Source organism: Oscillibacter sp. MSJ-31 (genome assembly GCF_018918025.1).
GTDB lineage: Bacteria > Bacillota > Clostridia > Oscillospirales > Oscillospiraceae > Hominicoprocola.
This window is the reverse complement of the sequence record NZ_JAHLPT010000002.1, coordinates 253403-266357: the sequence shown is the minus strand read 5'-3', so window position 1 is coordinate 266357 and position 12955 is coordinate 253403. Positions and strand designations below refer to the sequence as shown.

13 protein-coding genes are annotated in these 12955 nt (G+C 58.7%); 10 read left to right on the top strand and 3 right to left on the bottom strand.

Annotation, left to right across the window (positions count from 1 at the left end; genetic code table 11):
• The 10 genes from KQI17_RS03190 to KQI17_RS03145 form a co-directional block, all read left to right on the top strand.
• Nucleotides 1–1074, top strand: a 1074-nt coding sequence (locus KQI17_RS03190) for an SPFH domain-containing protein (protein WP_216494772.1), incomplete at its 5' end; no start/stop codon positions are given.
• An 8-nt stretch (nucleotides 1075–1082) separates the two neighbouring features.
• Nucleotides 1083–1586 carry a hypothetical protein gene (locus KQI17_RS03185; protein ID WP_216494771.1) on the top strand — a complete coding sequence of 168 codons (504 nt, stop codon included), beginning with the start codon at nucleotides 1083–1085 and terminating at the stop codon, nucleotides 1584–1586.
• A gap of 3 nt (nucleotides 1587–1589) precedes the next feature.
• Nucleotides 1590–2483, top strand: a complete 894-nt coding sequence (locus KQI17_RS03180) for a DUF4428 domain-containing protein (RefSeq protein ID WP_216494770.1) — start codon at nucleotides 1590–1592, stop codon at nucleotides 2481–2483.
• Between the two features lie 113 nt (nucleotides 2484–2596).
• On the top strand, nucleotides 2597–3253 hold the full coding sequence (locus tag KQI17_RS03175; RefSeq protein ID WP_253285657.1) for a TM2 domain-containing protein: 657 nt from the start codon (nucleotides 2597–2599) through the stop codon (nucleotides 3251–3253).
• Between the two features lie 57 nt (nucleotides 3254–3310).
• Nucleotides 3311–5056 carry a hypothetical protein gene (locus KQI17_RS03170; protein WP_216494769.1) on the top strand — a complete coding sequence of 582 codons (1746 nt, stop codon included), beginning with the start codon at nucleotides 3311–3313 and terminating at the stop codon, nucleotides 5054–5056.
• 102 nt (nucleotides 5057–5158) lie between these two features.
• Nucleotides 5159–6298, top strand: a complete 1140-nt coding sequence (locus KQI17_RS03165; RefSeq protein ID WP_216494768.1) for a hypothetical protein — start codon at nucleotides 5159–5161, stop codon at nucleotides 6296–6298.
• A gap of 16 nt (nucleotides 6299–6314) precedes the next feature.
• Nucleotides 6315–7631, top strand: a complete 1317-nt coding sequence (locus KQI17_RS03160; protein ID WP_216494767.1) for a TPM domain-containing protein — start codon at nucleotides 6315–6317, stop codon at nucleotides 7629–7631.
• 14 nt (nucleotides 7632–7645) lie between these two features.
• Nucleotides 7646–8758: a hypothetical protein gene (locus KQI17_RS03155; protein WP_216494766.1), complete on the top strand. Its 1113-nt coding sequence runs from the start codon at nucleotides 7646–7648 to the stop codon at nucleotides 8756–8758.
• Between the two features lie 465 nt (nucleotides 8759–9223).
• Nucleotides 9224–9409 (top strand): hypothetical protein, encoded by a 186-nt coding sequence (locus tag KQI17_RS03150; RefSeq protein ID WP_216494765.1) that lies wholly within the window; start codon nucleotides 9224–9226, stop codon nucleotides 9407–9409.
• On the top strand, nucleotides 9396–11060 hold the full coding sequence (locus KQI17_RS03145) for a recombinase family protein (protein WP_216494764.1): 1665 nt from the start codon (nucleotides 9396–9398) through the stop codon (nucleotides 11058–11060). Before KQI17_RS03150 ends, KQI17_RS03145 begins: the two co-directional genes overlap by 14 nt.
• On the opposite strand, the gene KQI17_RS03140 is transcribed toward KQI17_RS03145, so the two are convergent.
• From KQI17_RS03140 to sdaAB, 3 genes are all read right to left on the bottom strand, one after another.
• Nucleotides 10978–11223, bottom strand: a complete 246-nt coding sequence (locus KQI17_RS03140) for a sporulation sigma factor SigK (RefSeq protein ID WP_253285656.1) — start codon at nucleotides 11221–11223, stop codon at nucleotides 10978–10980. The two genes, KQI17_RS03145 and KQI17_RS03140, sit on opposite strands and share 83 nt — an antisense overlap.
• A gap of 180 nt (nucleotides 11224–11403) precedes the next feature.
• Nucleotides 11404–12288, bottom strand: coding sequence for an L-serine ammonia-lyase, iron-sulfur-dependent, subunit alpha (gene sdaAA, locus KQI17_RS03135; RefSeq protein WP_216494763.1), 885 nt, complete (start codon nucleotides 12286–12288; stop codon nucleotides 11404–11406).
• Nucleotides 12257–12955, bottom strand: coding sequence for an L-serine ammonia-lyase, iron-sulfur-dependent subunit beta (gene sdaAB / locus KQI17_RS03130; protein WP_216494762.1), 699 nt, complete (start codon nucleotides 12953–12955; stop codon nucleotides 12257–12259). The genes sdaAA and sdaAB overlap by 32 nt, the downstream gene beginning before the upstream one ends.

The following is a 12955-nucleotide window of genomic DNA, read 5'->3' as shown; positions in this document are numbered from 1 at the left end:
GTTTTCCGCAACATCGGCAAGCGTTTCACCTTCGGCGGCGAAGCGCCCAAGGACCAGCGCGTTTACTACTTCAACACGAAGGAGCTCGTCGGCAACAAGTACGGCACGGCGTCTCCCGTCCCGTTCCGCGTCGTGGATCAGCGCGCGGCGATCGACATCGACGTGGGCATCCGCTGCTTCGGCGAGTACAGCTATCATATCGCCAACCCACTCCTGTTCTACACGAATGTCTGCGGCAACGTGAGCGAGGACTATGACCGCTCGAATCTCGACAGCCAGCTCAAGACCGAGCTGCTCACCGCGCTCCAGCCCGCGTTCGCGAAGATCAGCGAAATGGGCATCCGCTACTCCGCGCTGCCCGGCCACACGGTCGAGCTGGCGGACGCGCTCAACGAGGCGCTGAGCGCCAAGTGGCGCGACCTGCGCGGCATCGAGGTCGTCTCCTTCGGCGTTTCCTCCGTCACGGCGAACGAGGAAGACGAGAAGATGATCAAGGAGATGCAGCGCAACGCGGCGTTTATGGACCCGACCCGCGCAGCGGCGCACCTTGCGGGCGCGACCGGCGACGCGATGAAGACGGCGGCGGGCAACCCGAACGGCGCGGTCGGCGCGTTCATGGGCATGGGCATGGCAGGCGGCATGGCAGGCGCGCAGATGGGCACCCTCTATCAGCAGGGCGCGCAGCAGCAGGCGGCGCAGGCGGCGGCAGGCTGGACCTGCGCGTGCGGACAGACGGGCAACACAGGCAAGTTCTGCGCGAACTGCGGCAGCAAGAAGCCTGAGCCCAAGCCCGCGGGCGACAGCTGGAAATGTGCCTGCGGTGCCACCGCCACCGGCAAGTTCTGCCCTGAGTGCGGCAGCCCCAAGCCCGCTGTCGCGGACGATGGATGGACGTGCGCCTGCGGCGCGGTGAACAAGGGCAAGTTCTGCTCTGTGTGCGGCGCGAAAAAGCCCGCCGGCGTCCCCCAGTATAAATGTGACAAGTGCGGTTGGGAGCCTGCCGACCCCCAGCATCCCCCCAAGTTCTGCCCCGAGTGCGGTGATCCCTTTGACGATGGGGACATCGTTGGATGAAGCGCCGGATGATCTGGATCCTTCTGGCGGGGATACTCGTGGGTTTAGCCCTTTCCGGGTTATATAAGCACTTTGTCACAGATCAGATCATGGACGGGGGCGACGGCATGGAAAATCCGGATGCCGCGTTCCTGCTGGACGGCGACCACACCTATGCGGACAATTCCGCCCTCTGGCCCGTGCTGGAGGGAGCGTGGGAAAGCGCGGATGGCCGCTGGCAGGCCGACATCGGCGAAGAGAGCGGCATCGTTCTCCGCGCGGACGGCGAGACCGTTCTGACATCCCCACTGCATTTTACCTATCTCCGGCCGGGCAAGGTCGTCTGGACGGAGCTGGAAGTGGAGGAGCGCGAGCTTGTGACGCCGGACGGTGCTTCACTTGGCAGGATCAAGGAATTTGGCTATGAGGCAGCGGACGGCGAGGGCAGCGGAATGCTGGAGCTGACGCTGGAACGGCCGGACGAGAGCGAAGAAACGGTGACATTCCAAAAAATACAGGAACAGGAGCAATAGATTATGGGCTTATTTGATAAAAAGTACTGCGACATCTGCGGCGAGAAGATCGGCCTTCTCGGCAACCGCAAGTTAGAGGACGGCAATCTCTGCAAGGACTGCGCGAAAAAGCTTTCGCCGTGGTTCAGCGACCGCCGCCGCTCCACGGTGGAGGACATCAAAGGGCAGCTTGCTTACCGGGAAGAGAACCGGGGCAGAGCCGCCCAGTTCCGCATCACCCGCACCTACGGCGAGAGTTGGAAGGTGCTGATAGACGAGGAGCATCGGTGGTTTACCGTTACCCGCGCCCGGGATTTGGCGGAGGCCAATCCGGATATTCTGGACTTTGACGCAATCACCGGCTGCCGCGTGGATATTGATGAGGACCGCAGGGAGCAGATGCGGGAGGATTCGGATGGCAAGGACGTGAGCTACGTTCCGCCCCGCTACGAGTATTCCTACGATTTTGACGTGATTATCTCGGTGCGGCACCCCTATTTCGATGAAATGCGGTTCCGGCTGAATGACAGCTCTGTGTACTATGAGCCGGCTGCCATGCAGCAGCGCCCCATGATGGGACAGATGGGTCAAATGCAGCGGCCCATGCCCGGCCGGCCCCAGAATATGCAGCGGCCCATGATGGGTCAGCCCATGGGCATGAACCGAATGGCCAACGAAGTCAACCCGGAAAATTGTATGGAGTACCGCAAGTATCGTCAGATGGGCGACGAGATCTGCCAAGCGCTCGATGAGGCGCGCAGCGGCGGCAAGCAGCCTGCCGGCGCTGCACCGGAAGAGAACATCATCATGCGCGAAGCTGCGCAGGACATTCCTGCGGCAGGCCCCTGGACGTGTCCCGCCTGCGGCGGCGCCAACACGGGCAGATTCTGCGAATACTGCGGTTCTCCCCGCCCCTGACAGCTGCCCGCGCGGCATGAATGCTGCTGCGGCAGAAATGACACAACCACATGAGAGAAACCTGCAAGGGATCAACAATATATAAAATATAAAAGTTTTAGGAGGAAACGATTATGGCTAACCTGACCGAAAATTTGAAGGACTCTATGACCGCAACCTTCCCCCGCGAATTCGATATCCCCAACGCAATGACGATCCAGGAGATCTATGACAAGCTGAACGCCCGCGCTACGGCGTTCCAGATGCCGTTTTCCGTCAAGGGCGGTATTCCCGGCGAGCGCGTCGTCTTTGAAAAGGAACCGAACCTTGATGTTACCATCTGGCTCCACGTCAAGGACGGTACGCACATCAAGATCACGCCGGTCACGCAGGATAGCAGCGCCAAGATCAACGGCATCGACGTTGGCAAGAACAGCGTGATGCGCAAGGGCGTCAAGGGCGTTGCCAGCAGACCGCTGCTGCAGGGCCAGTACATCGACGGTGTGACCGACACCATCAAGAAGATTCTTGCCGACGAGACGGTTCCCGATTATGTAGCGCCTGCGGTAATGCCCGGCGCAGATAAGCCTCTAAACTGGCTGACGCTCCTGCTGCTGTGCATCTTTGTCGGCGGCGCGGGCATCCACCGCTTCTATGCGGGCAAGATCGGCACGGGCATTCTCTATCTCTTCACCGGCGGCCTCTTCGGTATCGGCTGGCTCATCGACCTCGTCAAGATCGCCACCGGGAAATTCACGGATAAGAACGGCAATGTCGTTCAAAAGGCATAATGCCGCCGCTGCAAGCGCAGATCACGGCACCACAGGATCGATGATAAGGAGTTCACTATGAAAAAAATCATTTCTCTTGCACTGGCATTGGTGCTGGTGCTCTCCCTTACCGCCTGCGGCGGTAAGGACGGCGGGAAATCCGCCGACCCCAACCTCGGCAAATACATCGGCACAGAGTTCTCCAGCGACGGCGACACCTGGTATTCCTTAGCCGACCTCTATGACAGCGAGAGCTACATCGAGCTCAAGAGCGGCGGCAAGGGCGTGTTCTGCCTCGGCGGCGAGGCGACCGACATCAAATGGACGCTCGAGAGCGACGGTTCTTTGACGCTCGAGCGCGACGGTCTGGAAAGCAAATGCGTTTTGCAGGACGGCTGCATCAAACTCGGTGATCTCTGGGGCAACGAGGTCTACATCCTCTACGAGAAGGAAGGCGCCTCCTCATCGCCGGAAAAGACCGGCGATGATCTGCTCGACTGGTGGAACGGCGACTGGTACGGCTGGTGGAAGATGACCGGCTGCTCGGGCTATTACGAAGCCATGGAGGGCGACTGGTGGGATATCTGCGGCAATATTGACATCGGCGCAGACAAGACCGGCGTCGTCCGCCTCTGGGATGAGGACTACTCGCGAGACAGCCTCATGGCCAAAGTAAACGTCACCCTGAGCACCGCCGGTACCGGCGAGCACGGCACGATGACCTCCGAGGACGGCCAGTTCACGGATATCGCTATCGAGCACGCGGACTGGATCGTTGACCCCGGCCTGGCGGATTGGGATGATCTCATCTGCATCGACGGCTACTACGAAAACGGCGAGGATGAGTTCTACTACGAGATCTATCTGCGCCCGTGGGGAATCTACTGGGATGACGCGGATGAGGATTCTCGCCCCAAGTCCTACGACGACTGGTATCTGCCCCTCATCAAGGCGGGCAAATCCATGCCGGACGCCATCGGCGCGGACGCCCCGGCAAGCAGCGGCGATACGAAGACCACAACGCCGGGTACCGATTCGAACGCGCCCAGCGGCACCGGCCTTGTGAGCGAGGAAGCGGTGCAGAAGGGCTACGTGTGGATGAACGAGGTCAATAACAATGTTTTTGACACCACCTACGAAGACCTCGTCGACTACTTCGGCGTGGAGGGTGAGTTCGTCAAGGAAGAGTACAGCGACCACATGAAGCAGAACTACCGCTACTATAAGTGGATCTCGAAGGACAATTCCAGCCACTACGTCTACGTCAACTTCGCCGAGGAGGCGCCGGGCGTTTATAAGATCAGTGCCTTCAACACCAGCGGTTTCTCCGGCAAGGAGGCCATCGAGAAGTATCTTGATACCGTGAAGGCTGAGGCGGCTGAGGCGGATAAGGCCGCCACCGCAAACACCAAGATGAAGGACTTCGCCGTAACCGTCACGCAGTTCGCGCACGATGATGTCGCGGTCAAGATCACGACGAAGATCCCCGAGTCCGGCTGGTCGTATGACGAGGGAAAGAAATGCCTTGTGGAAAACGACGATCCCACAGCCTTCGGCGCGGGCGCCATCAGATTCGAGGTAAGAGCCAATGTGGAGGACTTCGACTACTACAAGGACAGCTTTAAAGATTATCAGGAGATCGCTGACCGTGAGATCAGCGGCATCACCTTCAAGGGCCGCACCTACAAGTACATTGGCTACGACTGGATCGAGTACGTCGCGCAGATCGACGATGGGCGCGCGCTGTCCATCGGACTGACGAAATTGGACTGCGTCCCCGGCACGATGCCCGACGTCATCCTCAGCGGCATGACGATCAAGTAAGGTCATCAGCATATTTTGCCTGACCACAGCGTATCAAACGGCGCCCGCCCGCAGCGCGGGCGGGCGCTTCCTTGTGAGAAAAAGAAAGAGGTGGAACCATCTATGCCAGCACAGGTAACCAACTATCAATGCCCCGGCTGCACCGGCCCGCTGCACTTCGTAGGCGCTTCCGGTAAGCTGGAGTGCGAATACTGCGGCGCGAGTTACGACGTTGCGGAGATCGAGGCGCTCTACGCGGAGAAAGAAGAGAAGGCCGCGGCGGCGCAGCAGGCGGCTGAAGAAAAGGCCGCGGAGCAGAAGAAAGCGTCCGCCGACGGCGGCGATTGGGATACCTCCGGCTTCAGCGACGACTGGGGCGAGGAGGGCGCGCACATGAAGGCGTACAGCTGTCCCAGCTGCGGCGCGGAGCTCATCTGCGACGAGAGCACGGCGGCAACATCCTGCCCCTATTGCGGCAACCCCACGGTGGTGCCGGGGCAGTTTTCCGGAGAGCTGAAGCCGGACTTCATCCTCCCCTTCAAGCTCAGCCGGGAGGACGCCATCAAGGCGCTCAGAGAGCACTACAAGGGGAAGATTCTTCTGCCTAAGACCTTTACCAACGAAAACCACGTGCAGGAGATCCGCGGCGTTTACGTCCCCTTCTGGATGTTTGACGGCAAGGCGATGGGCGACGCCCGTTATCAGGCAACCCGCTCCCGCACCTACACCTCCGGGGATTATGAAATCACGGAGACAAGACATTTTGACGTTTACCGCGCCGGCAGAGTGACTTTTGAAAAGGTTCCGGTGGATGCGTCCAGTAAAATGCCGGACGATCACATGGATTCCATCGAACCCTACGATTATAAGGGCTTGAAAAGTTTTTCCACAGCCTACCTTCCCGGCTTTCTTGCCGACAAGTACGATGTGAGCGTGGAGGAGAGCCGCGAGCGTGCGGATCAGCGCTGCGAGGGCACGCTGGACGCCGCGCTGCGCGGCAGCGTGAAGGGCTACGATACCTGCACCCGTCTGACCGGCAGCACGGATCTGGCGCGGGGCAAGGTACATTACGCCCTCATGCCCGTGTGGATGCTCAATACCAAGTGGCAGGGGAAGGACTTCCTCTTTGCCATGAACGGGCAGACCGGAAAGCTGGTCGGCGACCTGCCGGTCAGCTGGGGAAAATTCTGGGGCATGTTTGCCGGCATTGCGGCGCTCCTTTCAATCGTCGGCTCCATCGGAGTCACGCTGCTGATGCTGTAACAAGGGGGGGACGGACATGAAAAAAAGAATGACAGCTTTGCTGACCACGCTTTTGCTGGCGCTGGCTTTGTGCGTCCCCGCCATGGCGGCGGTGGAGTACGGTGCGATCTACGATGAGACCGAGGAGCTCGGCTCCGTGGAACTGACCTATCAGGGGGAGCAGACGCTCCCGCAGCTTACGGAAGCGCTCGGCATTGACCTGCGGGTGGATGCCTTCACCGACGAGGGCGTGGAGGACAGCAGTGTCTCGGATATCGCGGTATATGTCTATGAGAATTCCGGCTACGGCTGCGGCGAGAAAAGGGACGGCGTTTCGCTGACGCTGCTGCTGCGCGGCACGGAGGACGGCGCTTACACGCTCTCGGAGACGGATTGGTGCGTGTACACCCTTCTTGATGCGGCGCGAGGCAGCGCACAGGAACTGTCCGACGTTGTGCGCGACGCGGTGTCGCCCTACATGGTCCAGCGCGCATGGAATGGCGAGGACATGACCATGAGCGCCACTGCGCTCTCACAGGCGGTGGACGCGATGGCGGAGAGCGTGGAGAACTACCTCCAGGCAGACGCCTCGCCGGACGTCACCGGCGGTGATGCCGAGGCGCAGACGCCGGAGCAGACCGGCGCCGATATGAACTATATCTTCGATCTCAGCGACCAGCTTTCCTTCGAGGAGTGGGCGGAACTGGAAGCACGGGCTTCGGACATTTCCCAGCGCCACGGCTGCGGTGTCTATGTTGCTTTTGTGGATGACTTCACAGAGTACGGCGGCGGGAACGATGTTTACAAGACCACCTACCAGCTCTATCACGCCAATGAGCTGGGCATGGGCGAGAACCGGGACGGCATTATCATCCTGCTGAGCATGGACGAGCGCGACTACGCCATGTTCGTCTACGGCAAAAACGCGGAGTATGCGTTCAATAAGTACGGTCAGGAGCAGCTGGAGGATGCCTTCCTCGGCTATTTCGGAGACAACGACTGGTACGGCGGTGCTTCCCATTATCTGGATACCTGCGATGAGTATCTGACTCTCGCGGAAGAGGGAGATCCCGTGCGGAAGAATCCCCTTCCGATGTACCTCATTGTTGTGGCGGCCTCCTGCGCGATCTCCGGCTTTATCTGCATCATGCTCAAGTGGAAGATGCAGACCGTCCATAAGAAGGTAGAGGCCAACGAGTATGTCGCCGCGGGCGGCCTGACGCTGACAAAGCAGTACGACCGCTACACCCACACCACCGAAACACGGCGCAAGATACGCGATGACTCTGACAGCGGCGGTAGTACCAGCAGCTGCAGCGGTGGAGGCGGCAGTGGCCGCAGCGGATCGTTTTAAGAAGGAGGCGGACGATGAAGCATTTGTTCCTGCGCAGGTTCCTTCCGGCGCTTCTCTGCCTGGTATTTGCGCTGAGCCTGACTGCCTGCGGCGGAGAGACCGAGCGGCCCGAGACAGAAGGCGGCAGCGACATGACAGGGGCGCTTTCCGGCGGCAAGGGCAATGTGTCTGAACCAAAGGACGATCCAGACGATCCAGAGAAAGCGGAGGCGGGACTTGTCCTGCTGCGGGCGTGTATGGTAGAGGATGACCAGCTGGCCGGCGCGGTGGCCTACCTCGGTCAGCGCGAGCCAAACGACAGATCGTCGATGACGGACTGGCTGCTCGAAAACAGCGGTGATCTTGTTTCCGAGCTGCCGTTTCTGCTGGAGATCCCGGCGGAGCGCGTACTCGGCGGAGAGAGCGGCAAGCTCTACTGCATCGTCCCCCGGGACGAGAGCACCAGTCTCGCTGTAAATCATGTGACCTGGGAGTCGCAGGGCAACGGAGTGTGGCCGGTGGCGGACGAGGTCCTCTATCGGGAAGAATACGCGCAGCCTGTGCTGGTATTCGTGAATTATGAGGAGTGGCCAGATGAGCCGGACACGGAGGTCAACCTTGTGACCAACAACGGCCTGGAGGTGAAATGGTATCCGCTGACCGATGAGTCCGGCTGCCCCGTCGTGCCCACCGGTGTGAACTACGCCCCCATGCTGATGGATTTTGGAATCTTTGGTGCTATCACAGGCCTTGACTATCCCGAGGATTGGGAGCCGGCGGGCGACGACTGGTGGCTGCCGCCTACGGATATGGGCCTGGCAGACACCACCTGGGTCTGTGATGACTGGCTGATGAGCCTGCACTACGGCGATTGCGACCCTGACTATGCCGGGATCGCCGAGCTCTACCACCGCTTTGAAGACAATACAGAGCTGACACGGGTCTTTTCCGGCGTGTGGCGCATGGAGGATGACTGCCTGCGGCTGGATCTCTCCGCCGGCGTCGGCAGCTCCCTCAGCGGCAGTTTCCCGATCCTCATCTCCCCCTCCGGCGAGGAGATGCATTTCCAGCGTTCGCGCAGCGGCGAAGGGGTGCCCTTCCTGCCGGACGATATGGACTCCATTGATCTGACACGGAGCTATGGCTGAGTCCCCTTTCATTTTTCTGAACACTCGCAGTTTGCCCCACATCTATTCTATCGAGAGACGCTGAAACAAAAATGCTCGTAAGGCAGTGTGAAGTGATCCTCCGGGCATAACGCACAAGCAAAGCACCGAAAGGCGCGGCGGCATGGCCGCCGCGCCTTTTCCCAGTTTGGAGAAAAATCGGCGGCAGGAAAACCGTCCCGCCTGGGCATTCAGGAACCGGACGCGGGCTTGGACGCCTGCTGATGAAATGTGGTCCCTACTCACCACCCAACAGGATCAACGAGAAGTAAGGCGGCGATGAGCGTCGGAAATCATGCTCATCACCGCCTTGTTTCATAGTATATATTGCCGTGTAGATTGGAGAATTTCTGTTGAAAATGAAACACAAGGAAGAATATCTGCGATGACCGTCCATCATTTTTTCGGCTCATATCCCATAGCATATAAGGAAGGGGGGCTAAGACAGTGACGGAGGTTGATCGCGAGATTGCTTTGGCGTTATTAAAACAACTATGGAAGCGGGAGTTGATTTCGGAAGAAACGTATGTTTCTGCCAGCAGCTCCCGTTTTTTTGACAAACGGCAATTTACATCTGATACTGAAACCGTCAACAAAATAACTGAGGAGGTCAGTACGGATGGTAACAATTAGATGGCTTCGAGAGCAGATTCGGCAGGGAAAAACCATTTACGATCTGCCGCTCCGGGTTACGTTCTATGCGCGTGTTTCTACGGAAAAGGTGGAGCAGCAGGGTAGTTTGGAAAACCAGATTCAATACTACACAGAGTTCATTCAAAAGAACCCGAATTGGACGTATGTTCCTGGCTACATTGATGAAGGTATTTCTGGAACGAGCACTTATAAGCGTGACAGTTTTCTGCGCATGATCGAGGATGCCAAACGAGGGATGTTTGACTTCATTATCACAAAAGAAATATCCCGTTTTTCCCGCAACACACTGGACAGTATCCAATATACACAAGAGCTGCTGGACAACAATGTGGGTGTACTGTTCCAAAATGATAATATCAACACACTGGACAGCGATAGTGAGTTTCGGCTGATCGTCATGGCTGGTGTGGCACAGGACGAAGTTCGAAAACTATCCGAGCGGTTAAAATTTGGCTTTCGGCAGTCTATCAAGAACGGCCATGTTTTGGGAAATAATCGCTTATGGGGTTACGATAAGAAAGATTGCAAGCTGACAATCATCCCGGAGCAGGCGGAAGCGGTCAAGCTGATTTTTCAGCTTTATGCCACCGGAAACTATGGCCTGCGCAAGCTGTCACAGGAGTTGACTCGCCGTGGATACACAAGCCTTTTGGGAAACAAATTCAATTCCGTCACCATCGGCCATATTCTGCAAAACCCAAAGTACAAGGGGTGGTACTGTGGTAATAAGACACAATCCTTGGATTATCGGAAGAAAAAAACGGCATTTCTTGATGAAAGTGAGTGGGTAACATACCCAGATCCCAATATCCCGGCGATTGTCTCAGAAGAACTCTGGAATCAGGCAAATGAGATATTTAAGAAACGCAGCGCCAGAACGAAAGCCTATGGCGTAGGCTATCAGAGTAGGTATCCATACAGCGGGAAAATCATTTGCGGAAAGCATGGAACCGCCTTTCATCGGCAGAGCTTCAAAACCATGGAGGGGCACACAGAATACTGGCAGTGCAGGATGTACCGTGAGCATGGAAAAGCTGGATGCGATTTGCCGACCCTCCGGACAAAGGAGCTGGACGCAATTTTGGCAGACCAATTCCAAAAGCTGGTGAAAAATCAAAAGCAGATTGTCCGACTTGTGATGGACAGCGTTTCCAGCGCTCAGCAGAAGCGTGATTACTCCGGACAACTCACCCAGTTAAACACACAGATCAGCCAACTGGAGGAAAAAAAGGATAAACTGCTGGAGCTTAGTATCGCCAACGCAATCACAATTCAGGAATTCAAAAAGCGCAACAACCGCTTCAACGAGCAGATTGCGGATATGCAGGAGCAGATGATTTCTTTACAAAAGCTGGAGGAAAATGGCTCAGCTGCGAGTGTTGACTTGTCCGCAATCGAAAAAGCGCTTTGGCAGGAGCTTTCCTTTCAGGATACCATCTCGACGGAGGTTGTTGCGGCGATCCTCGACCATGTGGTGGTCTGCGAGGGCAGCACGAAACAGCGAATTGATCTGGAACTCTATTTAAGGCTGGGGCAGACCGCTTCAGTCACTTTTTCGCGAGAGAGATTTGCATTTTGGAACACATCTTCTTCACGATGTGCGCCACAAGACGCAGGTTGTGCTCGATGAGCACGTTGCGCGTCTCAAGGTCGCCCGCAGCGAAGCGTTCGAGATACTCCTTTTCCTCGGCGGCGGAGAGCGGGCGCGGGAATGAGCCGGGATTGCCGGCAAGGCGCAGGGAGAAAAACAGGCTGTTGCACAAAAGCCAAACGGCGGCGGAAAGCATATACATCAACTCCTCCCCTCACCCTATGTCGGGGCAGGAAGTCCCTATGCGTATGCTTTGCGCCGCCGTCCGTTGCTCTCTTTTCCGATTATTTCCTGCGCGTATGGCGAATGACAAAAAATGTGATGACCCAGACCGTAAAGCCGACGAGCAGATATTGCATGGCAGCGTTCTCCTTTTTGCGGTTCATTGCTTTTCGCGTTTGGCCGTCAGCTCGCGCTTGAGCCGCTCGCCGGTCGGCGTGGCGGCAAGGCCGCCGAGCGCCGTTTCGCGGAACTCGACCGGCATACGCCGCCCGACCTCGCCCATCGCGTCGATGACCTCATCGACGGGGATGCGGCTCTCGATGCCCGCGAGCGCCATATCCGCCGCGCTCACGGCGTTGACCGCGCCGATGACATTGCGCTTGACGCAGGGCACCTCGACCAGTCCCGCGACGGGGTCGCAGACAAGACCCATGAGATTCTTGAGCGCCATCGCCACCGCGTGACCGATCTGCTCGCCCTCGCCGCCGCGCAGGGCAACCAGCGCGCCCGCCGCCATGGCGGACGCCGTGCCGATCTCCGCCTGACAGCCGCCGGACGCGCCCGCGATGCTCGCCTTGTAGGCGATGATCGAGCCGATGCCTGCGGCGACGTAGAGCGCCTCGAGCAGCTGGTGCTGCGTCAGCTCCTCATATTTGCACAGCGGCAGCAGCACCGCCGGCAGCACGCCGCAGGCGCCCGCCGTGGGAGCCGCGACGATGCGGCGCATACAGGCGTTGGACTCCGCCATGGAAAGCGCCTCGGCGATGACCTCGCTGACGTAGCCACCGGTCATGGCGCAGCCACGGAAGGTGTACTGGCGCATCTTCATGCCGTCGCCGCCGACCAGTCCGCTCACCGAGCGTTTGCGGCCCGTGTAGCTGTCCGCCGCGTCCTGCATGGCCTGCCAGGTCGTGAGCATCTTCGCCATGCTCGCCTCGCGGCTGACCTGCCGCTCGTCCATGTCGTCGGCAAGGACGACCTCCCAGAACTCCTGCCCGTTCCGCGCCATGCGCTCAAAGATTTCGCTCATCGAAGCCAGAGCCATCCTCGTCGTCCTCCTTATCGTAGTATGTCACGCCCAGAATACCGGGCAGCTCGGAGATGAACTCCACCTGCTTTGGCTTGATGTGCTGGTCGGTCTCGATGACCATGAGCGCGTCGCCGCCGCGCTTGTGGCGGTGGACGCTCATATTCGCCACGTTCACGCGCAGCTGGTTCAAAATGCTCGTCACCGCGGCGACGGAGCCGAACTCGTCCTGGTTGCGCACGACGAGCGTGTTGCTCTCGCCGGTGAAGTTGACCTCGATGCCGTCGAGTTTGTTGACCATGATGCGTCCGCCGCCGAGCGAGCTTGCCTGCACGGTCAGCGCGCGGCCGCCTTTGCCCGTCAGCTCCAGCACAGCGGTGTTCGGGTGCGCATCGCGCAGGTCGATCTCGTCGATGGTATAGCGCAGCCCCGCCTTCTTCGCCTCCTCAAAGGCGTTGGGGATGCGCAGATCGTCCGGCTTCATGCCGAGCAGTCCCGCGACGAGCGCACGGTCGGTGCCGTGGCCCTTTCCCGTTTCAGCAAACGAGCCGTAAAGGTGGAGCTTCGCGTCCGCGACCTCCTCACCGAGCAGGGTGCGCGCCATCGCGCCGACGCGGGCTGCGCCCGCCGTGTGCGAGCTGGACGGCCCGACCATCACGGGGCCTAAAATATCAAAAATGTCCAT

Excerpts from the sequence above, each read along its gene's own strand:
- KQI17_RS03180 (WP_216494770.1), top strand. The coding sequence starts at position 1,590 with ATGGGCTTATTTGATAAAAAGTACTGCGACATCTGCGGCGAGAAGATC.
- KQI17_RS03160 (WP_216494767.1), top strand. The coding sequence starts at position 6,315 with ATGAAAAAAAGAATGACAGCTTTGCTGACCACGCTTTTGCTGGCGCTG.
- KQI17_RS03175 (WP_253285657.1), top strand. The coding sequence starts at position 2,597 with ATGGCTAACCTGACCGAAAATTTGAAGGACTCTATGACCGCAACCTTC.
- sdaAB (WP_216494762.1), bottom strand. The coding sequence starts at position 12,955 with ATGGACATTTTTGATATTTTAGGCCCCGTGATGGTCGGGCCGTCCAGC.
- KQI17_RS03170 (WP_216494769.1), top strand. The coding sequence starts at position 3,311 with ATGAAAAAAATCATTTCTCTTGCACTGGCATTGGTGCTGGTGCTCTCC.
- KQI17_RS03140 (WP_253285656.1), bottom strand. The coding sequence starts at position 11,223 with ATGTATATGCTTTCCGCCGCCGTTTGGCTTTTGTGCAACAGCCTGTTT.
- KQI17_RS03165 (WP_216494768.1), top strand. The coding sequence starts at position 5,159 with ATGCCAGCACAGGTAACCAACTATCAATGCCCCGGCTGCACCGGCCCG.
- sdaAA (WP_216494763.1), bottom strand. The coding sequence starts at position 12,288 with ATGGCTCTGGCTTCGATGAGCGAAATCTTTGAGCGCATGGCGCGGAAC.
- KQI17_RS03185 (WP_216494771.1), top strand. The coding sequence starts at position 1,083 with ATGATCTGGATCCTTCTGGCGGGGATACTCGTGGGTTTAGCCCTTTCC.
- KQI17_RS03145 (WP_216494764.1), top strand. The coding sequence starts at position 9,396 with ATGGTAACAATTAGATGGCTTCGAGAGCAGATTCGGCAGGGAAAAACC.
- KQI17_RS03155 (WP_216494766.1), top strand. The coding sequence starts at position 7,646 with ATGAAGCATTTGTTCCTGCGCAGGTTCCTTCCGGCGCTTCTCTGCCTG.